The organism is Nocardia vulneris (assembly GCF_001613425.1).
GTDB lineage: Bacteria > Actinomycetota > Actinomycetes > Mycobacteriales > Mycobacteriaceae > Nocardia > Nocardia vulneris.
In genome coordinates, this window is sequence record NZ_BDCI01000002.1 from 175,867 (window position 1) to 195,590 (window position 19,724).

The 19,724-nt window shown below is 70.0% G+C and carries 20 protein-coding genes; 8 read left to right on the forward strand and 12 right to left on the reverse strand.

Annotated features, from left to right (window positions below):
* Positions 1-35: 35 nt before the first annotated feature.
* Positions 36-860, reverse strand: coding sequence for a class I SAM-dependent methyltransferase (locus NVU01S_RS02650; RefSeq protein WP_156161500.1), 825 nt, complete (start codon positions 858-860; stop codon positions 36-38).
* Positions 861-1,048: 188 nt separating this feature from the next.
* On the opposite strand from NVU01S_RS02650, the gene NVU01S_RS02655 reads away from it, so the two are divergent.
* The 7 genes from NVU01S_RS02655 to NVU01S_RS02685 are packed head-to-tail and all read left to right on the forward strand — an operon-like array spanning position 1,049 to position 8,941.
* Positions 1,049-2,245, forward strand: a complete 1,197-nt coding sequence (locus tag NVU01S_RS02655; protein ID WP_043667511.1) for an iron-containing alcohol dehydrogenase — start codon at positions 1,049-1,051, stop codon at positions 2,243-2,245.
* Complete coding sequence (locus NVU01S_RS02660; RefSeq protein ID WP_043667513.1) at positions 2,235-3,557, forward strand: cupin domain-containing protein; 1,323 nt, start codon at positions 2,235-2,237, stop codon at positions 3,555-3,557. Before NVU01S_RS02655 ends, NVU01S_RS02660 begins: the two co-directional genes overlap by 11 nt.
* Before the next feature lie 31 nt (positions 3,558-3,588).
* Positions 3,589-4,599: a C-terminal binding protein gene (locus tag NVU01S_RS02665; protein WP_043667515.1), complete on the forward strand. Its 1,011-nt coding sequence runs from the start codon at positions 3,589-3,591 to the stop codon at positions 4,597-4,599.
* 53 nt (positions 4,600-4,652) lie between these two features.
* Positions 4,653-5,576: an isocitrate lyase/phosphoenolpyruvate mutase family protein gene (locus NVU01S_RS02670; protein ID WP_043667517.1), complete on the forward strand. Its 924-nt coding sequence runs from the start codon at positions 4,653-4,655 to the stop codon at positions 5,574-5,576.
* Entirely contained in the window at positions 5,573-6,724 is a 1,152-nt protein-coding gene (gene aepY / locus NVU01S_RS02675; protein ID WP_043667519.1) for a phosphonopyruvate decarboxylase, read from the forward strand. The genes NVU01S_RS02670 and aepY overlap by 4 nt, the downstream gene beginning before the upstream one ends.
* Positions 6,714-8,105: an aldehyde dehydrogenase family protein gene (locus NVU01S_RS02680; protein ID WP_043667521.1), complete on the forward strand. Its 1,392-nt coding sequence runs from the start codon at positions 6,714-6,716 to the stop codon at positions 8,103-8,105. The genes aepY and NVU01S_RS02680 overlap by 11 nt, the downstream gene beginning before the upstream one ends.
* 32 nt (positions 8,106-8,137) lie before the next feature.
* On the forward strand, positions 8,138-8,941 hold the full coding sequence (locus NVU01S_RS02685) for an SDR family NAD(P)-dependent oxidoreductase (RefSeq protein ID WP_043667523.1): 804 nt from the start codon (positions 8,138-8,140) through the stop codon (positions 8,939-8,941).
* Between the two features lies 1 nt (position 8,942).
* On the opposite strand, the gene NVU01S_RS44065 is transcribed toward NVU01S_RS02685, so the two are convergent.
* The 9 genes from NVU01S_RS44065 to NVU01S_RS02730 all read right to left on the reverse strand — a co-directional run bounded on the left by NVU01S_RS44065 (position 8,943) and on the right by NVU01S_RS02730 (position 17,805).
* Positions 8,943-9,158 carry a phosphopantetheine-binding protein gene (locus NVU01S_RS44065; RefSeq protein WP_043667525.1) on the reverse strand — a complete coding sequence of 72 codons (216 nt, stop codon included), beginning with the start codon at positions 9,156-9,158 and terminating at the stop codon, positions 8,943-8,945.
* Entirely contained in the window at positions 9,158-10,600 is a 1,443-nt protein-coding gene (locus NVU01S_RS02695) for a class I adenylate-forming enzyme family protein (RefSeq protein ID WP_043667526.1), read from the reverse strand. The genes NVU01S_RS44065 and NVU01S_RS02695 overlap by 1 nt, the downstream gene beginning before the upstream one ends.
* A gap of 2 nt (positions 10,601-10,602) precedes the next feature.
* On the reverse strand, positions 10,603-11,928 hold the full coding sequence (locus NVU01S_RS02700; protein WP_043667528.1) for an aminotransferase class III-fold pyridoxal phosphate-dependent enzyme: 1,326 nt from the start codon (positions 11,926-11,928) through the stop codon (positions 10,603-10,605).
* Positions 11,929-11,962: 34 nt separating this feature from the next.
* Positions 11,963-12,715: an ABC transporter permease gene (locus NVU01S_RS02705; protein ID WP_043667530.1), complete on the reverse strand. Its 753-nt coding sequence runs from the start codon at positions 12,713-12,715 to the stop codon at positions 11,963-11,965.
* On the reverse strand, positions 12,712-13,659 hold the full coding sequence (locus tag NVU01S_RS02710) for an ABC transporter ATP-binding protein (RefSeq protein WP_043667698.1): 948 nt from the start codon (positions 13,657-13,659) through the stop codon (positions 12,712-12,714). Before NVU01S_RS02710 ends, NVU01S_RS02705 begins: the two co-directional genes overlap by 4 nt.
* On the reverse strand, positions 13,656-14,804 hold the full coding sequence (locus NVU01S_RS02715) for a serine hydrolase domain-containing protein (RefSeq protein ID WP_052280393.1): 1,149 nt from the start codon (positions 14,802-14,804) through the stop codon (positions 13,656-13,658). Before NVU01S_RS02715 ends, NVU01S_RS02710 begins: the two co-directional genes overlap by 4 nt.
* A 58-nt stretch (positions 14,805-14,862) precedes the next feature.
* Positions 14,863-15,702, reverse strand: coding sequence for a pantoate--beta-alanine ligase (gene panC / locus NVU01S_RS02720; protein ID WP_043667532.1), 840 nt, complete (start codon positions 15,700-15,702; stop codon positions 14,863-14,865).
* 191 nt (positions 15,703-15,893) lie between these two features.
* The gene (locus NVU01S_RS02725; protein WP_043667534.1) at positions 15,894-16,574 is read right to left on the reverse strand and encodes a response regulator; all 681 of its coding nucleotides are present in this window, start codon (positions 16,572-16,574) and stop codon (positions 15,894-15,896) included.
* Complete coding sequence (locus NVU01S_RS02730; RefSeq protein WP_043667536.1) at positions 16,564-17,805, reverse strand: sensor histidine kinase; 1,242 nt, start codon at positions 17,803-17,805, stop codon at positions 16,564-16,566. Before NVU01S_RS02730 ends, NVU01S_RS02725 begins: the two co-directional genes overlap by 11 nt.
* Positions 17,806-17,969: 164 nt before the next feature.
* Between NVU01S_RS02730 and NVU01S_RS02735 the strand changes: the two genes are divergently transcribed.
* Positions 17,970-18,539, forward strand: a complete 570-nt coding sequence (locus tag NVU01S_RS02735) for a hypothetical protein (RefSeq protein WP_209444778.1) — start codon at positions 17,970-17,972, stop codon at positions 18,537-18,539.
* Here the strand turns inward: NVU01S_RS02735 and NVU01S_RS02740 are convergent.
* Positions 18,530-18,856 (reverse strand): hypothetical protein, encoded by a 327-nt coding sequence (locus tag NVU01S_RS02740; protein WP_014985107.1) that lies wholly within the window; start codon positions 18,854-18,856, stop codon positions 18,530-18,532. The genes NVU01S_RS02735 and NVU01S_RS02740 overlap by 10 nt on opposite strands.
* Positions 18,857-18,917: 61 nt before the next feature.
* Positions 18,918-19,655: a GNAT family N-acetyltransferase gene (locus tag NVU01S_RS02745; protein ID WP_043667706.1), complete on the reverse strand. Its 738-nt coding sequence runs from the start codon at positions 19,653-19,655 to the stop codon at positions 18,918-18,920.
* Between the last annotated feature and the right edge of the window lie 69 nt (positions 19,656-19,724).

Below are 19,724 nucleotides of genomic sequence, written 5' to 3' on the forward strand. Positions count from 1 at the left end.
TGTTTCATGCTAGGACGTTGCCGGGCGGCCCCGTACTACAACGCATTGCTCCGATCGGCCCGCAGCCACGACATCGCTTGTCGCAGACCGACGACCACGCCGTCCTCGACGACGAAACTCGTGCCGAACTCCGGCTCCGGGAGCGGCCCGAGCGCGGCCAAGCGCCGCCGGATCTCGGCGGCGTCCGCCGCTCCCGTACCGCCGTCGGCCAGCCACTGCGCCAGCGGCCGATAACTGGTGGTGCGGTGACATTCCACGACCTCGAGCAGGTTGGCGCGCAGCAGGCCGACGAGTTCGTGTTCGGCGAGGGTCGAGGCATGGCCCGGATCCCGCACCCGCTGGATCGCCTCGACCTGCTCGTGCACCGCGCCGGTATAACCGGTCACGTTGTCCGCGACCACGATATGGCCGCCGGGCCGCACCACGCGCGCCATTTCGGCCACCGCCAGCTCCGGCCGGTCGATGTGATGCAGGGCGCGCGTGCACAGGACGAGATCGAAAGAGCCGTCGGCGAACGGCAACTCCTCGACCAGGCCGACGACGAGTTGCACCGAATCCACCCCGGAGGCCCGCGCCTGCCGGAGCATCGCCGCGGACGAGTCCAGGCCGACAACGCGTTTACGCACGCCCGATTTCGCGACCACGGCCGCCGCGGCGGCGGTGCCGGTGGCCACGTCGAGCACATGCTCGACACCCAGCGGACGGATCATCTCGGCCAGCAGTTCGCCGTCCAGCCGGCGCGCCTGCCCGCCGGCATACGACTGGGCAATTTCGGCGAACCTGGACTGGTTCAAGGCAACTTGTTCGCGGTAGCCCGCGCCCGTCGCGGTTCGGCGCCGGATATGTTCCTGCGACCCCATGGCACCGGCCTCCGGAAGTTCGTGCACCGCTGGGAAGTTCGTGCACGACTGGTGAAACAAACGAGCTCTGATATTAACCGAGCCTAGGGTACCGTGTTATTCAACCTGAGGACTTCGTCCGTACACCGGGGGGATGATGGGGATTTCCCGTCACTGGGATCTCTTCGTTTGCTGGAGGCAGGTGGTCGATGCACGCCGCCGATTTCCGGGTCAGCACCGTGCTGCTGGACTCGCCTCGCACCCTCGTGGGTGAACGCGCGGCCGAGGTCGCTCCGGCCGTGGTGCGCGCGGCGGCCGGCACCGGCGCGCCACGTGTGCTCTTGGTGGCAGGCAACGGCTTCCGGCACCGCGTCTGGGCCGAACCACTCTTCGCCGCATTCCAGGGTTTCGCGCTGCGCACCGTCGTGCACGCCGGGCTCCCCACACCCGAATCCGTGGCCCGGCTGACGGACGAGATCCGCGCGCATCGCGCCGAGGTGGTCGTCACCGTCGGCGGCGGCAGCGTCATGGACGCGGGCAAAGCCGCCGCGGCACTGTCGACCAGCGCCGATCGCACGCCGCACGCGGTGGTTCTGGCCTGCGCCGCGCCGGCCGACGACGCAGGCGCGCCACCCGTCGTCGCCTTGCCGACCACACCCGGCACCGGCGCGGAGGCCACGCCCTTCGCCACCATCTGGCACCGCGACCACGGCCGCAAACTGTCCCTGCGCGGCAGCGCGTTACAGCCGGTGAGCGCGGTGCTCGACCCGGAGCTGCTGATCGGGCTGCCCGCGGCCGACCTCGTCAGCTGCCTGCTCGACACCCTCGCGCAAGGCCTGGAGGGCGCGTGGTCGATCCGCGCCGACGAACGATCCGAGTGGCTGGGCGCGGCCGCCTGGGCCCAGCTCGCCGAGGTGCTCGAGCAGCGCCACACCGACCTGAGCGCAGCCCATCGCGGCGCGGCACTGCTCGCCGGGCATCTCGCCGGTCGCGCCATCGCCATCGCGGGAACCACTGTGTGCCATGCGATGTCGTACCCGCTCACCTTGCGGCACGGCCTGAGCCACGGGCACGCGTGCGGCCTCACGCTGGCCTCGGTGCTGCGTTACAACGCACAGGTCGGCGCCGACTGCACCGACCCGCGCGGCGCCCAGCGGGTGCGCGGCGCCATCACGGGGGTGGTGCGGGCCGCGGGCGCCGACAGCGTCGAGGACCTGGCCGGGAAGGTGGCGGCGCTGGTGCGCTCGCCCGCGTTGCCGCCACCACCGGAACTACGCCACGAGGCGGCCCGGATCGCCACCGAGGCCCTCGCCTACGACCGCGCGGGCAACAACCCGCGCCGGGTGGACGCGGCGACCCTGACCCATTTGCTGGCCGGGAGTGCGGAGAGAGATCATGCTCGTTGACAACTACAAGGTCGTGCACTGGCTCAACATTCGGAAAGTGACCACCGGACAGATTGCGGGCACGCTCGGTATCGACCACGCGGAACTCACGAAATTGCTGGCTGTTTCCGGTGATTGCGAATGGCCGGACGACATCGTCGCTGTCATGACCCGCACGCTCCAGATCACCCCGGAACATCTCGTCGCGAGCGGACGACGCGATCTCACCGTCCTGGTCCGCACCGCGCGCGAACTCCGTGACACCCGGCGTCCCATTCAGCGCGACGGCATTCATTTCTACAACTACTACACAATGGCGGCACCGCCCGGCGCGGTCGCGCCGGTCGTGCTCGATATCCTGTGTCCCGCGAACCGATTGCCCGCTTTGAACAATGGGCACTTGGAACCGGCGATCACGATCAACCTCGGTCCGGGCGATATCCACGGCCGCTGGGGCGCCGAACTCGACGAGTCGACCTGGCAGGTGATCGTCGCCAACACCGACACCGACAGCTGGATCGTCGGCGATTCCTACGTCGAGCCGTCCTATTGTCCGCACACCTACTCGCTCGCCGGTCCCGAACCCGCCCGCATCGTGTCCTATACCGGCCGATCTCCGCTGGCCGGACTCCTGGAAGAGGTCAACGACTGGTCCGATCCGGCCGCGCGCGAACTGCTCGCCTGGCTCGACGGCGGCGTGGACCCGCAGCAGGTGGCCCGCCTGCTGCTCGCCCGCCGGGGACACACGGTCGAATCAGCCGGTGTCACGGTGGGTCTGACGCCCGACGCGCTGATCGCCGCGATCGACGACGGCACGCTCGCGGTGTTGCGTGAGCTGGGCACCACGCTCGGCTTCGACTACCGGCTGCTGATCCGGCCCGCCGCCCGGCACGACGCGGTCGGCAAGACCTTCAAGGACATCGCCGAATGCCGCAAGGAGGCAAGGGATTTCCGCGGGTACACGGTCACCTCGCTGGCCGCGGCCCCCCATCTGCCCGACCTCACCGGGCTCTATCTCCTGGTCGACGGCGCGGCGGGCGAGCACCTGCGCGAACCCGCCGAAACGCACTACCTCGTGACCGCCGGAACGCCGACGCTGCACTGGATTCGGGCCGACGGGCAGCAAGCAGCAGCCGAGTTGGAGGTGGACGGGTCGGCCTGGGTCGCGCCGTTCGTCGCGCATCGCTGGTCCGGCCAGGGCGCGCTGATCAAGCTGGGCTCGGGACGACATCTCGACTATCTCGACCTGTTCGAGCTGACCAATACCTATGCCGCGAGCGCCACAGTGCAGCGCGGGCACCGAGACAATCGCGGCTGGGGCTACGACTCCTGAACACCGCGCCGCGTCAGCACGGGAGGCAAGAGTGCGCGTCGTCTATACCGATCCGGCCTGGGCCCTGAACGAACGGGGACACCCCGACCTCGCCCGCGCGGATATCGAACGCACCGCGTTCGGCCACGAAATCGACTTGCGTTTAGGGCTTTTCGAGAGCCGATACGTCATCTCCGGTCCCGAGTTCCATGACCATGTGCGCGGCGCGGATGCGCTGGTCATCTACCGCTGCCAAGTCACGCCCGAGTTGCTGGACGCGGTCGGCCCGCACTGCCGGGTGATCGCCCGCAGCGGTGTCGGCATCGACAATCTCAACGCCCCGCTGCTGGCCGGGACCGGGATCGTCTCGTTCAACGTGCCCGACTATTGCGTGGACGAGGTGAGCACGCACACCCTCGCGCTGCTGCTGGCGTTGGAACGCAAGGTCTGCACCCAGGACCGGCTCGTCAAATCCCAGCAGTGGAATATCCATGCGGGCGGCGTACCGCGACGGGTGTCGACGTGTACCGCGGGGATCATCGGCTTCGGCCGGATCGGGCGGGCGACCGCCCGGAAACTCCAGGCGTTCTACAAGACTGTCCTCGCGTACGACCCGTATGTCGCCGCCGATCTGATGGCGGGTCACGGTGTCACCGCCGTCGCTTCGTTGCACGAATTGTTCGCTGCCGCAGACGCTGTCGTCCTGCACGCGGCCCTGACCGAGGAGACCGATCAGCTGGTCGACGCGGGCGCGCTGGCCGCGGCCCGGCCGGGCACGCTGCTGGTCAATGCGGCCAGGGGCCGCCTGGTGGACCCGGCGGCGGTCCTCGACGCGCTCGACGGCGGCCGACTGGGTGGCTTCGCCTCGGACGTCTTCACACCCGAGGACCCGAACGACGATCCGGCCGCGCGCAAGCTGTTGCCCAGGCCGGAGGTGGTGGTCTCGGCCCACCGCGCGTTTCTCTCGGCGGAGTCCGAGCGCAGTTGCCGGCGCCGGATCGCCGAGGGCGTCGCCCGGGTCCTGGCCGGCGGTCCGCCGCCCGCCGCGGGCCGGGTGACGTGATCCGTGGTCGCCACAACGATTTTCGATCCCGAGTGCGAGAGGCATTGCGCGTGATGGACAACCTCCCCCTTCCCACGGCCGCACCGGCACGGTGTCACGCCGGTGTGCGGTTGCGCGAACTGCTCGCCGGACCCGAACCGTCGTTCCTCATGGGCGCTCACGACGGACTCAGCGCGCGCATCGCGGCCGAAGCCGGCTTCGCCGGGATCTGGGCGTCCGGTCTGTGCATGTCCACCGCGCTCGGCGCGCGGGACAGCGACGAGGTGTCCTGGGGCGAAATGCTCGATCTGGTGGCCAGAGTCGTCGATGCGGGCGCGATCCCGGTGCTCGTCGACGCCGACACCGGCTACGGCAATTTCAACACCGCACGCCGCTTCGCCGCCCGTGCCGAACGGGTCGGCGCGGCGGGAATGTGCATGGAGGACAAGGTCTTTCCGAAGATGAACTCCTATTTCGGCGACCGGCACCCGCTGGCGCCGGTCGGCGACATGTGCGCCAAGATCGCGGCCTGCCGGGACAAGGTCGATCCCGGCTTCGTGCTCGTCGCCCGCACCGAGGCGCTCATCGCCGGGGCGGGCACGGCCGAGGCGCTGCGCCGCGCCGAGGCGTACCGGCAGGCGGGCGCCGATGCCATCTTCATCCATTCCCGCCGGCGCACCATCGACGAGATCGCCGAGTTCACCACCGAGTGGGCGGCCCGGCTGCCGCTCGTGATCGCGCCGACCACCTACCACACGGTGCCTCGGGAGACGTTCGCCGAACTCGGGATCGCCGCGGTGATCTGGGCCAATCAGTCGATGCGGGCCTCGGTGGCCGCGATGCGCCAGGTGTGCCGATCGCTCCTGCGCGACGGCCCCACCGCGGTCGAGCCGGATATCGCCTCGCTGCCGGAGGTGTTCGGTCTCATGGGATATTCGGAGTTGGAAGCGGACGAGGCGCACTACACCGAGCTGGCGAAGAAGTGGGTGGATTCATGATCGACGCGGACGAATTGCTCGGCGGGTTCGTCGCGCGCGGCGTGGCCGACGTGGTGGGCGTGCCGTGCTCCTACCTGACCCCGATGATCAACCGCGCGGCGTCCGGCGCGGTCGCGGGATACCTGCCGGTGACGCACGAGGGCGAGGCCGTGGCGGTCGCGGCGGGGTGCTGGCTGGCCGGTGCCACGGCCTGCGTGCTGGCGCAGAACTCCGGGCTGGGCAACATGGTGAACCCGCTGACCTCGCTCACCCATCCGAGCCGGATTCCGGTGCCGCTGCTCGTCAGCTGGCGCGGGGAACCGGGCCGCCCGGACGAGCCGCAGCACGAATTGATGGGGGCCATCACGCCGGGTCTGCTCGACCTCCTACAGGTGGGGCACGCGGTGCTGCCCGCCGACGCCGCCGGACTCGACGCCTGCTTGACCACCGGGTGGGCCGAGATGGCCAGCGAGCAAAGGCCTTTCGCGTTCATCCTGCGTGACGGGGTAGTGGCCGCCGAGCCGCTCGCGGAGCCGCCGCGGCCATCCCCGGTGCTGCCGACGGTGACCAGGACGCGGGCCGATCGGGCCGCGCCCACGCGCATGGCGGCACTGGAGGCGCTCGTCGGCGCCCTGCCCGACGCCGCCGCCGTGCTGTCCACCACTGGCAAGACCAGCCGGGAGCTCTACACTCTCGCCGACCGGCCGCAGCACTTCTACCTGGTCGGGGCGATGGGGTCCGCGAGTGCCGTCGGACTCGGCGTCGCGCGGCACACCCGCAGACCGGTCGTCGTGCTCGACGGGGACGGCGCGGCACTGATGCGGTTGGGCACCTTCGCCACGGTCGGCGCGCATGGCACCGCCAATCTGATCCATGTCCTGCTGGACAACGGCGTGCACGACTCCACGGGTGGACAGCAGAGTCTCGCGGCGCAGGTCGACTTCCCCGCGGTCGCGCGGGCCTGCGGCTATGTCCGCGTGTTCGACTGCGCGGACCTCGCCGAGTTCACCGACGCGGTCAAGGCGGCCCAGCTCGAGCCGGGCCCGGCGTTGCTCTACCTCCGGATTCGTCCGGGTTCGGTCGAGCGGCTGGGCCGCCCGGCCGTCGGACCGTCCGACGTGGCGCGCCGATTCCAGGCCTTCGTGACAGGAGACGATCATGTTTCGTGACGGCGCCTACCGACCCGCCGCCGAGAAGTTCCCGGTGCACAATCCGTGGACCGGGGAAACCGTCGGATCCGTTGCGCGCGACAGCGTTTCCGAGTTGGACGCCGCCATCTCCGGCTTGCGCGCGGCCTGGCGACCCCTGCGGCCGGACCAGCGGGCCACCATCCTGCGGAGCGCGGCCCGCCTGACCCGCGAACGAGCCGCCGACCTCGCACCGCTGATCTCGCGCGAATCCGGCGTCTGCCTCGCCGAGACCAGCCGGGAAACCGACCGGGCTGCAACGAATCTCACGGTCGCGGCGGACGAGGCCGAACGGCTGCGCGGGGAGAGCATTCCGGTGTCGGGACACGATCGGCTGGCGCTCACCATGTTCGAGCCGATCGGCGTCGTCGCGGCGATCACGCCGTTCAACCGGCCGCTCAACCAGGTGGTCGTGAAGCTCGCCCCCGCCGTCGCGGCAGGCTGCGCGGTGGTGCTGAAGCCCTCGGAGAAAACACCGCTCACCGCACTCGCTTTCGCCGAGATCATGCTCGAAGCCGGTCTGCCGCCGGAACATCTCGTCGTCACCACCGGTGCGCCCGGCGAGCTCGGCCCCGCGCTCGCCGGGCACCCCGACATCGATATGGTCACCTTCACGGGGTCGGCGCACACGGGCCGTGCGGTATCGGTGGCCGCCGCGGGCAAGAAACTGCTGCTGGAGCTGGGCGGCAACGATCCGCTGATCGTATTGCCCGATGCCGATCTCGACCTGGCGGTGCAGCTGACGGCCCAGGGCGCGTTCGCCACCGCCGGGCAGTCCTGCCGCGGCATCAAACGCGTGATCGCCGTGGGCCCGGTGGCCGACGATCTCGTAGCGGGGCTCGCCGAGGCGGCGCAGCGGAAACGGGCGGGCGACCCCCTAGATCCCGCGACCGAGGTCGGCCCGCTGATCACCGCGGACGCCGCGGACACGGTGGCCCGGCGGATCGCCGAAGCCGTTGCCGCGCAGGCGAAGCTGCTGATCGGCGGGGAACGCCGAGGCTCGCTCATCACCCCCGCGGTGCTCGATCACGTGCCCGCCGACGCCGAACTGGTGGTCGAGGAGACCTTCGGCCCGGTCGCCCCGGTGATCCGGGTGGCCGATACCGCCGAGGCGATCAGCGTGGCCAACTCGACCAGGTACGGCTTGCAGGCCGGGGTGGTGACCGGCGACGTCGCCGCCTTCACCACGCTCGCGGCGGCGCTGCGGGTCGGCGCGGTGAACCTCAACGCCGGACCGCATTTCGACTCCCCGCACCTCCCGTTCGGCGGCGTGAAATCCAGCGGACTCGGCCGCGAAGGCATCGCCTACTCGATCCGCGAGATGAGCACCGTCAAGACGGTGACCCTGCCCTACCCGCGGTAAACCCTTCGGATATCAAGAGTCAGGACGCATCGATGACCACGCACCCGGACCTCACCCCCGCCGCACTCGACTACCAGGCGCTCTTCCGGCTCGACGGCAAGCGCGCCGCGGTCATCGGCGCGGGCAGCGGCATCGGACGCGAGTCGGCGCTCGCCCTGGCCGCGCTCGGCGCCGAGGTGGTGTGCGCCGATATCGATCGCACCCGCGCCGAGGAGACGGCGCACCTGGCGGGCTCCCCCGCCGCCGCCCTGGGCTTGGATGCGCGAGACGCGGATGCTGTCGCCGCGGCCGCCGCCGAGCTACCCGACCTGGACGTGCTCGTCTTCACCACCGGGCGGAATGTGCGCAAGCGCCTGTTCGATTACGCGACAGACGAATTCGACGCGGTGCTGGACCTGAATCTGCGCGCCGCCTTCCATCTGATCCGGGCGTTCGGCAAGGGTATGGTCGCCCGGGGCGGCGGTTCGATCGTCGGCATGTCCTCGATCCGGGCGGTCACCGTCGAACCGGGGCAAGCCGTGTACGCGGCGACCAAGGCCGCGCTGGTCCAGCTGATCCGCGGAGCCGCCGCGGAATTCGGCCCGGCCGGGGTGCGGGTGAACGCCATCGCGCCCGGGGTGGTACGCACCCCGCTCACCGATTCGATCTTCGCGGAACCGCAGTGGCGGGCGGCGTACGCGTCCAAGAGCGCGCTCGGCCGCTGGGCCGAGCCGAGCGAAATCGCCGGGGCCGTCGCCTTTCTGGCCGCCGACGCATCGAGCTTCGTCACCGGGACGATGCTGTACGTCGACGGCGGCTGGACCGCCGTCGACGGCCGCTACGACCCGCCCTGCTGACTCACAGCACCTGCATCGTCTCCTGGACGAAGGAACCCATATCGGGCGCCTCGAACAGCAGGTGCATCGGCACCTCGGTGTCGAATTCCGCGCGCAGCGCGGTCATCAACTCGCCCGCGAGCAGCGAATCGCCGCCCAGTTCGTAGAAGTTCGCGCGCGGTTCGGTGTAACCGGTGCCGCACACCCGGCCGACCACGGCCCAAACCTGTTGCTCCACTACGTCTCCTGGTCCGCTCGGCGCAATTTGCCCGCGGCGCTGCGCCGGACGTCGGCCACGATCTCGATCGTCCGGGGCAGCTGCGCTCTGCTCAGCTCGGCGCGGCAACTGCGCCACAGCTCCGCGAGCACCTCGTCCGAATCATCGCCGCGCACGGCGACTTCGGCCCGCACCACCGCACCGAGGCGGCGATCGGGCAGCGCGCGGACCCGGACATCGCGGACCGCGGCATGACGTTCCAGGACCCGCTCGATATCGCGGGGAAACACCTGCACACCACCGACATCGATGGCGTCGTCGCGCCGGCCGACCAGCGTCACATAGCCCTCGGCGTCCTGCCACGCGAGGTCGCCGACGCTGAAATACCCGTCCACTTCGGCCAATCCCGGTCCGTCGCCGAGATAGGTGGGCTGCGCGGCGTTCTCGTCGGTCATGAACAGTTCACCGGTCGTCCCGGTGGCGACCGGCTCACGTCGCTCGTCCAGGACGCGGACCGAGCAGTGCCGCGGACGGCCGACCGAGCCGGGATGAGCCAGCCATTCGTCGCCGCGGATGCTGAGCACGCCGATCCGTTCCACGCTGCCGTACTCCTCGTACACCGTGCTCGGCTCCACCAGGTCCAGCCACCCCCGTTTCACCGATTCCGGGCAACGCGCCGCGGTGTGCACGACGAGGCGCAACGACGAAAACCAATGCCGTTCCCGCCCACTGGCTTCCAGCAGCGTGCCCATTTGCGCGGGCACGGTCCGCACCACCTGCACGCCTTCGGCACGCAGCGATTCCAGGAACAGTTTCGGCGAGGCGTTGGCGGGCACGATGATGCGATGCCCCAGCGCGAGTCCGTGGTACAGCGCCCCGAAACCCGCGTGGTACAGGGGAAGGCCGACCAGCTGGGTCTGTCCGTAGCCCAGGCCGCGCGCGCTCTCCTTGCTGCTCAACGGCCCCGACGAGGCGTACGCCCACGGGCGGTTGCGGACGACCAGTTTCGGGACACCGGTGGTCCCGCCGGACAGCGAGACCGACCGAGGTAACCCGTCCGCAGGCAGCCCCGGCGGCGCGACCGCACGCCGGTGGTAGGAAACCAGGCCCAGGTCGTCGCCTTCGACCACCCAGCCGCGCGGATAGCGTTCGACGATGCGCTCTTTCGTCGCGGCCGACCAGCGGTGGTCCACCGGAATGACGGTGGCGCCGGCCTCCCAGAGCGCGAGGGTGGCCACGACATGACCGATACCCGACGGCAACGCGACGGCCGCGACCGCGCCTTCGCGCAGACCCGCGTGCCGGTATTGCGCGGCGTGCTCGTGCACCTTCTGCACCAACCCGTGCCAACTGATCTCGGCGCTGGTGCCCGCGGAGAACCCGCGCACGCGCACCGCGCACGCGGCCGGGCGCTGCGCCGCCGTCTTCTCGACGAGTTCATTGATCGTGACGGTGCCGTCCATGCTCACACCTCCGTGACGTATTCGTCGGCGAGCGAGAGTGTTTCGTCCAACAGCGCCATCCCTTCCCGCAGCTCCGACTCCTCGATGACCAGCGGCGGGCACACCAGGATGATGTTCCAGTGGGTGAGCAGATACAGGCCCCTCCGGAACGCCTCGGCGGTCAGCCGCGTCATCGGCGCAGCGGCCGCGGCGTCCGGATTGAACGGCACCAGTGGTTCTTTCGTCACCCGGTCGCGCACCAGCTCCAGCCCCCAGAAGCAGCCGGTGCCCCGGACGTCCCCGATCGACGGGTGCCGCTCGGCCAGCGCGCGCAGCTCCGCTTCGATCAAGGCTCCCAGCCGATTCGAGCGCTCGATGAGCCGCTCCTTCTGGTACACGCCCAGCACGGCCACGGCCGCCGCGCAGCCCACGGGGTGCGCGCTGTGCGTGAGCCCGTACGGGAAGGTGGCGTCCTGGAGCCAGCCCGACAGCCGGTCGCTCACCGCCACGGCCGCCAGCGGTATGTACCCGGCGGTCAGCCCCTTCGCGCACGTGATCATGTCCGGCACGACATTCCACCGGTCGCACGCGAACCACGTTCCGGTGCGCCCGAATCCGGTCATCACCTCGTCGAGGATCAGCAGGATGCCGTGCTCGGTGCACACGTCCCGGATGCCCTGCAGATAACCGTCGGGCGGCATGATCACGCCGTTGATACCGGTGATCGGCTCGATGATCACCGCCGCCACGTTCTCGGCGCCTTCGTACTGGAGCAACTCCCGCAGATGCGGCGCGCCCGAGCACACCGGGCACGGCGTGGGATGCCCCGCCGGGCACCGGTAGGTGTAGGGGTCGAGCATGCGCACCACGCCGGGAATACCGGGCTCGCCCGCCCAGCGGCGCGGCTCGCCGGTCAGCGTCAACGCGCCCGCGGTGCTGCCGTGGTAGGAACGGTAACGCGCAATTACCTTGCTGCGCCCGGTATATGCCCGAGCCAGACGGATGGCGGCCTCGTTCGCCTCCGTGCCGCTGCAGGCGAAGAAGAACGAGTTGAGATCCCCGGGCGTGACCTCGGCGAGCCGATTCGCCAGCTCCTCGACGATCTCCACGTCCCAGGGGCGCCCGAGCGTGGCCATGGTGGCCACCTGCTTCTGCACCGCCTCCTGCACCTCCGTACGGCCGTGTCCCAGATTGGCATTCACCAGTTGGGAGCCGAAATCGAGATACGACCGTCCCGCGGCGTCGAAGAACCGGCAGCCGTCGCCGCCGACGATGCGCGGCGGCGCCTCCCCGCCCTGCCGCGACCACGACTGGATGACCCGGCCCCTGGGTGACGTTGTCTCTGCCATTTCCTTGACACCTCCGATTACCTGTGGCGCGCGTTCAGCGAATGGCCACGCGACGCTGACTACTGGGGTCGAAGGCCAGCGTCGCGACGATCGACAACACGCACGCCCACCCGGCCAGCACGAGCAGATGCGGCGCGATGCTCGCCAATCCCCCGTGCTGTGCCAGCACTTCGCGCATCCCGTCCACCGCCCAGTACTGCGGGGTCAGCGGCGCGAGCGGCTGATTCCATCCGGGCAGCAACCGCACCGGGACCACCGCGCCCCCGAGCACGCCCAGGCCGAGCACCACCAGCTGGCACAGGTTCTGCATCGCCGAGACGTTGCGCGTGAGCGAGACGAGCACCAGGCCGAGGGCGATCGCGGTCCACGCGATGGACAGGATCAGGACAGCGAGGGCGACGAGCGAGCCGTTCACCGTCGCGCCGAACAGCACCCGGCCCGTGCCGATCAGCAGCGCCATCTGCGCCGCGGACAACAGGAAGTACGGCACGGCCAACTGCAGCACCATCGTCGCACGGGACAGTCCGCTGGTGCGGACCGAACTCCAAGCGCCGGAGGCGTGTTCGCGATAGTGCGCGGTGCCCATGAACATCATGACGTAGAAGCCGAACATGATGGTGAAGCCCGGCACCGTCTGGTCGGCGCCTGCACCGTCGGTCAGGCGCGCGAAGGCGTCGCTCAGCAGGGCCTGCATCAACAGCGGCGCCGCGAACAGGAAGACGAACAGCGTGGGGTCGTGGCGCCAGGTCGCCGCTTCTTTCCGGAGGAAGGCCCAGGTGAGCGTCATCGCGCCGCCGATCCGGGCGCGCGCTCGACGGCGTGCAGGAAGGCGTTCTCCAACGACACCGGCACCGCGCGCACGTCCTTGACGGGCAGGTTGCTCGTGCCGAGCACCCGGACCACGGTCGCGACATGTTCCGGCTGCTCCGCGCCCACCCGAATCCGTCCGCCGTGCAGCGTGATCCGGGTCGCGGGCAACGCCGCGCGCAACAGGGTGGTGACGGCTTCGGTCTGTTCGCTGACGATCTCGCAGTACGGTCTACCGTATTCGGCCACAAAGCTTTTCACGTCCGCGGTGGCGACGACCCGTCCGGTGTCGAGCACCGCGATGCGGTCGCAGAGGCTTTCGGCTTCGTCCAGGTGGTGCGTCGTGTACAGCAGCGTCGAGCCCTCCCCGCGCAGTTCCCGGAGCAGGCGGTGGATGGCCTGGCGGGAATCGATGTCGACGCCGGTGCTCGGTTCGTCCAGCACCATCAGCGGTGGCGCGTGCACGATGCCCATTCCGATCGAGAGCCGGCGGCGCTCGCCGCCCGACAGGTGTGCGCCGCCCCGATCGGCGAGGTGGCTGAGCCCCAGCCGTTCCATCACCTCCGCGGCCCGGCGTCCGGCGGCGGCGCGCGACATCCCCCGCACGATCGCGGAGAAGCGCAGGTTCTGCCACACCGTCATCGGCAGGTACACCGTATTGTCTTGCGGGACATAGCCGATCCGCCGACGGACCCGGCGTCCGTGCCTGCGCACATCGGTGCCGAAGACCTCCACCTGCCCGGCGGTCGGTTTGACCAGTCCGCAGATGATGTCCAGCGCAGTGGATTTCCCGGCGCCGTTGCGACCGAGCAACCCGAAGATCTCACCGCGTCCGACCGCCAGGCCCACGTCGTCCAGGGCGAGGAACGAGCCGTACTTCTTGCGCAGGCCGCGCACCCGGACGATCGGTTCGTCGGTGGTCATGTCCATGACGCGGCCTGGCGTGCCACGATCTCGCGGACCTGATCCCGGTAGTGCACCGCGCGCCCGTAGCACTGGGTCATCAACACCGCGCCGAGGCCGGTGGGGATGTCGTACACGAAGCTGGTCGCGGCGCGCCCCAGCCAGCCGACGGTGTGCGCGCGCGGATCCAGTGCGGCCCAGGCCGGATCGCTGCTCGGCACGTGCAGCCCGTAGGAGAAGCCGTAGCCCTTGCCCGGGATGTAGTCGGGGCCGGTACCGGCCAACGGCCCGATCTGGTCGACGAAGAGTTCCCGGGTGAACGGTCCGAGCGCCGGGATCGACAGCACGCCGTCGCGATCCGGCGTGATCGCGCACAGCAGCGTGGCGAAATCCGCAGCGCTGGCGTAGCCGCCGGACCCGGCGGATCGCCACACCGGCCGCTCCTGATGGGTCACAAGGCCTTTCGGGGTCGCGGCGGCGTCGGTGAACGGCTGGGCGACCCGGTCCAGGTCGGCGGCGGCGACGCTGAATCCGGTGTCGCGCAGGCCCAGTGGACGGCACACCCGCTGCTCGACGATCTCGTCCAGCGGCCTGCCGTCCGCGGTCTCGAGTACCCGGCCCAGCACGTCCATCGCTATGCCGTACTCCCACACCGTGCCGGGGTCGGCCGCGAGCGGTTGGCGTGCCAGGTTGTCCACCACCTCGTCGAGGGTGTGCCGCGCGGCGGTGTGCTCGTATTTCCGCACCTGCGCTGTCGCGTAGTACGGCGCGAGGTGCGCCGAGGTGTGGAATCCGCCGCCGATGCCCGCGGTCTGGCGCAGCAGATCCTGCAGTGACGGTGGCCGTTTCGGTGGCCGCAGCGCGGCGCCCGCGGCCACGCGGCTCGCGGCGAAACTCGGCAGCCACGCCGCGACCGGATCGGTCAGCCGAATTCGATTCTCGGCCGCCATCGCCAAGGCGGCCAAGGCGGTGCAGACCTTCGTCATGGAGTAGATGCGGAAGAGGGCGTCGTCGCGCATGGGCCGACCGGCTTCCGGGTCGAGCTGCCCGACGGATCGCACGTGGATCAGTGCTCCGTTGTCGGTCACCGCGACGACCGCGCCGGGCAATCGGCGCGCGTCGACCTCTGCCGACACGGCCCCCAGCAGCTCCGCCATCATGTCCATCGTCGCCTCCCGCGCCCCGACCCCCCTGAATCTGTCACTGCGGCACCGGCTCTCGGTGCTACACCGCTATGTTGTCGATCAGCCGGGTGGGGCCCACCCACCCGGCGGCCACCAGCCTGGTGCCCGGTCCGCCGGTGCGCACCGGGTCCAGCGTTTCGGGGTCGACCAGTTCGAAGTAGTCGATCCGCTGGATACCGGCTTCGGTCAGGGCGCGCCGTCCTGCGGCGAGCGCCTCGTCCACCGGGCCGTGCTCGGCCCGTAGACGTGTCGCCGTCTCCGACAGGACGCGGAACAGCGCGGCCGCCGTTGGTCTTTCGGCGTCGCCGAGGTAGGCGTTGCGCGAGGACAAGGCCAGACCGTCCGGCTCCCGCACGGTCGGTACCGCCCGCACCTCGACCGGCAGGCCCAGGTCGCGCACGAGCGCGCGCAGTACCACCAGTTGCTGGAAGTCCTTCTCCCCCAGATAGACCGCGGTCGGCGCGAGCATGATCAGGATCTTCGACATCTCGGTGGTGACGCCGGCGAAGTGGGTCGGCCGGCCCGCGCCGCACAACACCGCGGAAAGGTGCGGAATCGCGACGTGCAAGCCGAAGCCGGGCGGGAAAAGCTCGGCCGCCGTGGGTAACCATGCGATGTCGGCCGCCGCTTTCTCGCAGAGCGCCAGATCCCTTTCTTCGTCGCGCGGGTAGGCGTCGAAGTCCTCGTTCGGCGCGAATTGCAAGGGATTGACGAAGATCGAGGCGAGCACCACCTCGTCACGTTTTCGTGCCTCGTGGACCAGGGCCAGATGTCCCTCGTGCAGGGCGCCCATGGTGGGCACATAGCCGATACTCGTGCCCCGCGCCCGCGGCTCGGCCAAAACCTCGTGCAATTCCGCCGTACTCCGGACAACGATCATCGCGTCAATTCCCTCAGCGAAACTCACAGTAGCCACCGCCACCGATGTCGGAAAACTCCCACACTCGATGCCCACGGCGAGCTTAACAGGAGTCGCGATCCCCAGTTCTCGAATCCGGCTTACTCCGAACGGCTTTCAGAATTCAGCGGATGAATTCCGGGCATTTCGCCGCATCGGCCGGCGCGCGGCGGTCAGCGATTGCCCGGGATCACGATGCCGGTTTCATACGCGAGCACGACCAGTTGGGCGCGATCACGCACCGACAGCTTGGTGAGCAGCCTGCCCACATGGGTTTTCACGGTCGCCACGCTCAGGTGCAGCGTCGCCGCGATCTCGGCGTTGGAGCGGCCCGCCGCGACATGTTCGAGCACTTCGCGCTCGCGGCCGGTGAGCGCGGCGGGGCCGTCCGGCAGCGCGGGCAGCGCGGCAGGCCTGCGGGCGAACGCGCTGATCATCCGGCGGGTGATACTCGGGGTGAGCAGGGCGTCACCGGCGGCTACCACGCGGATCGCGTGCAGCAGCTGCTCGGGCGGGGAGTCCTTGAGGAGGAAACCGCTTGCGCCGCTGCGCAGTGCCTGGAAGACGTGCTCGTCCTGATCGAAGGTGGTGACGATCAGGACGCGCGGCCCGTCCGCGTCGGCGGCCAGGTGCCGCATCGCTTCCAAGCCGTCCATGATCGGCATCCGGATGTCCATCAGCACCACGTCGGGTTGCAGCTGCCGGGCGAGCCGGACCGCCTCCCCGCCGTTACCCGCCTCACCGAGCACGCTGAGATCCGGTGCGGATTCGACCAATACCCGGAACCCGGCGCGGATCAGGGCTTCGTCGTCGGCGATCAGCACCCGGATCGGATGTTCGCGGTCAGCGCTCATCGTGGTCCCGCGACAGCGGAAAGGACGCGCGGACGGCGAACCCGCCCGCGGCCCGCGGGCCGGCGTCGAGCCTGCCGCCGAACAGCGAAACCCGTTCGCGCATCCCGAGCAATCCGAGTCCGGAACCGCTGCCGTCGGGCTCGGCCGCGCGGGCCGCCGCCGGACCGGCATCGGTGACCGCTACGTGCAATTCGGTCGGCGCATGGCGGATTTCGACCCACGCCCGGTCGGTATGCGCGTGCTTGACGACATTGGTCAGCGCCTCCTGCACGATCCGATAGGCGGTGGTCTGCAACAGCGGCGGGACCTCGACCGGGGTGCCGACCACCTCGTACGCCACGTCCAGCCCCTCGTGCCGTAATCCCTCGACGAGGTCCGCGATCTCGGCGAGCCCCGGATCGTCCGGTTCGGGGTCCGGGCCACACTCCCGAATCTGCGCCAGCACGCGCCGCAACTCGTGCAGCGCCGAGCGACTGGCCGATTCGATCGCGCCGAGCGCCGCGCGCGCCTCCCCCGGCCGCTCGTCCAGCACCAGCCGGGCCACTCCGGAACGCACGGCGACCATGCTCAGTGTGTGCGAGATCAGATCGTGCACCTCGCGCGAGACACGTAACCGCTCCTCGGCCCGGATCCGCCGTTCTTCCTCGCGCGCCTGCCGAATCTGCTGCTCCGCCAAGCTGTTCCGATACGCCCGGCGGGTGCGCACCATATCGCCGAGTAGCCAGGCGGGCACCGCGATCAGCAGTTGCACGAAATCCTGTTCCTGGTCGGGATGCAGGTCCGCGCCGAGCCAGCCGACGAGGTAGAGCGCGACGAGCGCGCCGCCGGTGACGAGCAGCGACTCGCGGCGCGGGCGCCGATCGGCGAGGGTCAGCACGGCGACGCCGAAGGCCGGGCCGGTGTTGCTCACCCACGGCGTGAAGCGGACGCCGAGCAGAGTCGCCACGCACAGCACACCCGCCACCGCGACGACGACCGCGACCGGCCACCGCCGCCGCACCACGAGCGGGAGCACCGCGGCGACGCCGAGCACCGCGATGGCGGGCGTCGAACCGATCCCGCTGGTCGCGCCGACCAGCACGGGCAGGGTGAAGAGCAGGAAGCAGCCGGCCGCGATCGCGGCATCGATCCAGTCCGGTCCGGGGCCGACCCGGCGCGGGACCGCGATGCGCCGATGAAGCCACGGTGCGGGTCCGGCGATCGGGGTCGGCGGTGTGGTGGTGATCGCCATAGCGCCGACAGTATCCGGCGGTTCGGGCAGGCACATCGCTCCGGAGTCGCGCGCCGGACTCATTCGGAGGTCGCATGCACGTAGCGACGTCGGCCTCGCGGCGGCCGACGTCTCGCGGCCCAGGGATGACGACATCGCCCTGGTCAGCGGGTCAGAGTTGGGGCATGAACAGAGACGACACCCGGGCGGAGCCAGAACTCTCGCGCCCACTGCTCGGCCTCGCCGCGATCTCGTTCGCGGCGGGTCTGATTTCCGGCGGCGTGATCTATCTGGATCGGTCCCCGCAGCCACAGGCCCACGTCGCGGGAACGGCGGCGTGGGGGCCACATCTCGTGTTGTTCGTACTGGCCGTCGCATCGGTCACGTACCTGATACGCCGACACGGCCTGTCGTCCACCGTATCGCTCGCGCCCGTCAGTCATGGTGCGGCCCAACGCTTGACGCGCACGGTGCGGTCGATCCCGCGCCACCGGACCGCCTTGCTCCGACTACTGCTCGCCGTCATACCGCTGGCCGTCCTGGTGTACAGCCCGTACCGGATCGGCGTGCAGATTCTCGCCGGCCTCGACCCGAACTTCACCGCGAACGCGTGGGGCGGGCCGAGCTATCCGGGCGCGATGGCCTGCCACTATCTCGACGCGGCCCTGCTGATCGCGGGGTCGGCCTACCTGCTGCACCGGCTGTTGCTACCAGCCAGACGCGGCAAGCAGGCCGAACCTGCGCCTCAGCGGTAGACCCAGATGCCCCCGCCGCCGAGCGGCAGCACCCGGTCCACCGGATGCGGCACGCCGTTGTCGTCGTTCTGGGTGCAGTCATACGGGAACAGCGAATAGTGCCCGTCGCCGCCGCTGCACATCAGCGGACGTGTGGTGCCGTACGGGCTGATCAGGATGCGCGAGGACAGGATCAGGTTGTTCTGTGAAGCGAACTCACCGGACCAGTCGTGCCGGTTGGCAAGCCGGGCGTCCGCATCGGGATCGGCGGACGCCAGCGGGGCCGCGACCAGCAGGGCGGTGGCGGCGATACCTACACATGCGAGTACTCGTTTCATAGGAGGACTATCGGCGATACCGCCCCGCTATTACGAATGGCCGGTCGCGCGCGCGATTCGCCTAAACGAAAACCGGCGTATCGCCCACGGCGGCGGGCGCCTGCACCATCGTCAGGCGCGAGCGCTTGCGCACCGTGAACCCGAGCGTTTCATAGAGGCTGATCGCCGTGGTGTTGCGCGCGACCGCGTGCAGGAACGGGGTCTCACCGCGGTCGCGGATTCCCGCGCCGACCGCCCGGATCAGGCGCGAGGCGATGCCGCGGCCGCGGAACTCGGCGTCGGTGCAGACGGCGCTGATCTCGGTCCAGCCCGGCGGGTGCATGCGCTCGCCCGCCATGGCGACCAGCCTGCCGTCCACCCGCAGGCCCAGGTACGTACCCATCTCGATGGTCCGCGACGCGAACGGTCCCGGCTCGGTCCGCGCGATCAGGTCGAGCATCTCCGGGACCGCGGCCGCGGTGAGCACCTCGAACTCCGGGTCGTGCGCCACGCGCAGTGCGGTGCCCTCCATCTGGACCGTTTCCACGGTGTCCAGCACGGTCCAGCCCGCGGGCGGCACGTGCCCCTCGCCGCGCAACGCGGTGCCGCCACCCGGTCCGAGCAAGGTGGCCAGATCGGCCCAGTCCTGTTCGTCCAGTTCCGGCGGATGGCCGAAGAACCTGGCCACCTCCGGGTCGTACCGGCCGATCCGTCCGGCCCAGCCCGCGAATCGGCGGTGCGCGCCGAGCAACGAGGTGCGCACCGGATCGTCCAGCGGATGCACCGGGGCAAAGACATCGAGGGTCGACTCAGCGGTCACCGCACACTCCTCCACGACAGCGTTCAACCACCGAACGTTAGCGAGGCGCACAATCACCGGCCATGATTG

Excerpts from the sequence above, each read along its gene's own strand:
- NVU01S_RS02660 (WP_043667513.1), top strand. The coding sequence starts at position 2,235 with ATGCTCGTTGACAACTACAAGGTCGTGCACTGGCTCAACATTCGGAAA.
- NVU01S_RS02670 (WP_043667517.1), top strand. The coding sequence starts at position 4,653 with ATGGACAACCTCCCCCTTCCCACGGCCGCACCGGCACGGTGTCACGCC.
- NVU01S_RS02700 (WP_043667528.1), bottom strand. The coding sequence starts at position 11,928 with ATGGCAGAGACAACGTCACCCAGGGGCCGGGTCATCCAGTCGTGGTCG.
- NVU01S_RS02685 (WP_043667523.1), top strand. The coding sequence starts at position 8,138 with ATGACCACGCACCCGGACCTCACCCCCGCCGCACTCGACTACCAGGCG.
- NVU01S_RS02655 (WP_043667511.1), top strand. The coding sequence starts at position 1,049 with ATGCACGCCGCCGATTTCCGGGTCAGCACCGTGCTGCTGGACTCGCCT.
- NVU01S_RS02730 (WP_043667536.1), bottom strand. The coding sequence starts at position 17,805 with ATGGCGATCACCACCACACCGCCGACCCCGATCGCCGGACCCGCACCG.
- NVU01S_RS02735 (WP_209444778.1), top strand. The coding sequence starts at position 17,970 with ATGAACAGAGACGACACCCGGGCGGAGCCAGAACTCTCGCGCCCACTG.
- NVU01S_RS02650 (WP_156161500.1), bottom strand. The coding sequence starts at position 860 with ATGGGGTCGCAGGAACATATCCGGCGCCGAACCGCGACGGGCGCGGGC.
- panC (WP_043667532.1), bottom strand. The coding sequence starts at position 15,702 with ATGATCGTTGTCCGGAGTACGGCGGAATTGCACGAGGTTTTGGCCGAG.
- NVU01S_RS02710 (WP_043667698.1), bottom strand. The coding sequence starts at position 13,659 with ATGACCACCGACGAACCGATCGTCCGGGTGCGCGGCCTGCGCAAGAAG.
- aepY (WP_043667519.1), top strand. The coding sequence starts at position 5,573 with ATGATCGACGCGGACGAATTGCTCGGCGGGTTCGTCGCGCGCGGCGTG.
- NVU01S_RS02680 (WP_043667521.1), top strand. The coding sequence starts at position 6,714 with ATGTTTCGTGACGGCGCCTACCGACCCGCCGCCGAGAAGTTCCCGGTG.
- NVU01S_RS02725 (WP_043667534.1), bottom strand. The coding sequence starts at position 16,574 with ATGAGCGCTGACCGCGAACATCCGATCCGGGTGCTGATCGCCGACGAC.
- NVU01S_RS02695 (WP_043667526.1), bottom strand. The coding sequence starts at position 10,600 with ATGGACGGCACCGTCACGATCAATGAACTCGTCGAGAAGACGGCGGCG.
- NVU01S_RS02715 (WP_052280393.1), bottom strand. The coding sequence starts at position 14,804 with ATGGACATGATGGCGGAGCTGCTGGGGGCCGTGTCGGCAGAGGTCGAC.
- NVU01S_RS02705 (WP_043667530.1), bottom strand. The coding sequence starts at position 12,715 with ATGACGCTCACCTGGGCCTTCCTCCGGAAAGAAGCGGCGACCTGGCGC.
- NVU01S_RS02740 (WP_014985107.1), bottom strand. The coding sequence starts at position 18,856 with ATGAAACGAGTACTCGCATGTGTAGGTATCGCCGCCACCGCCCTGCTG.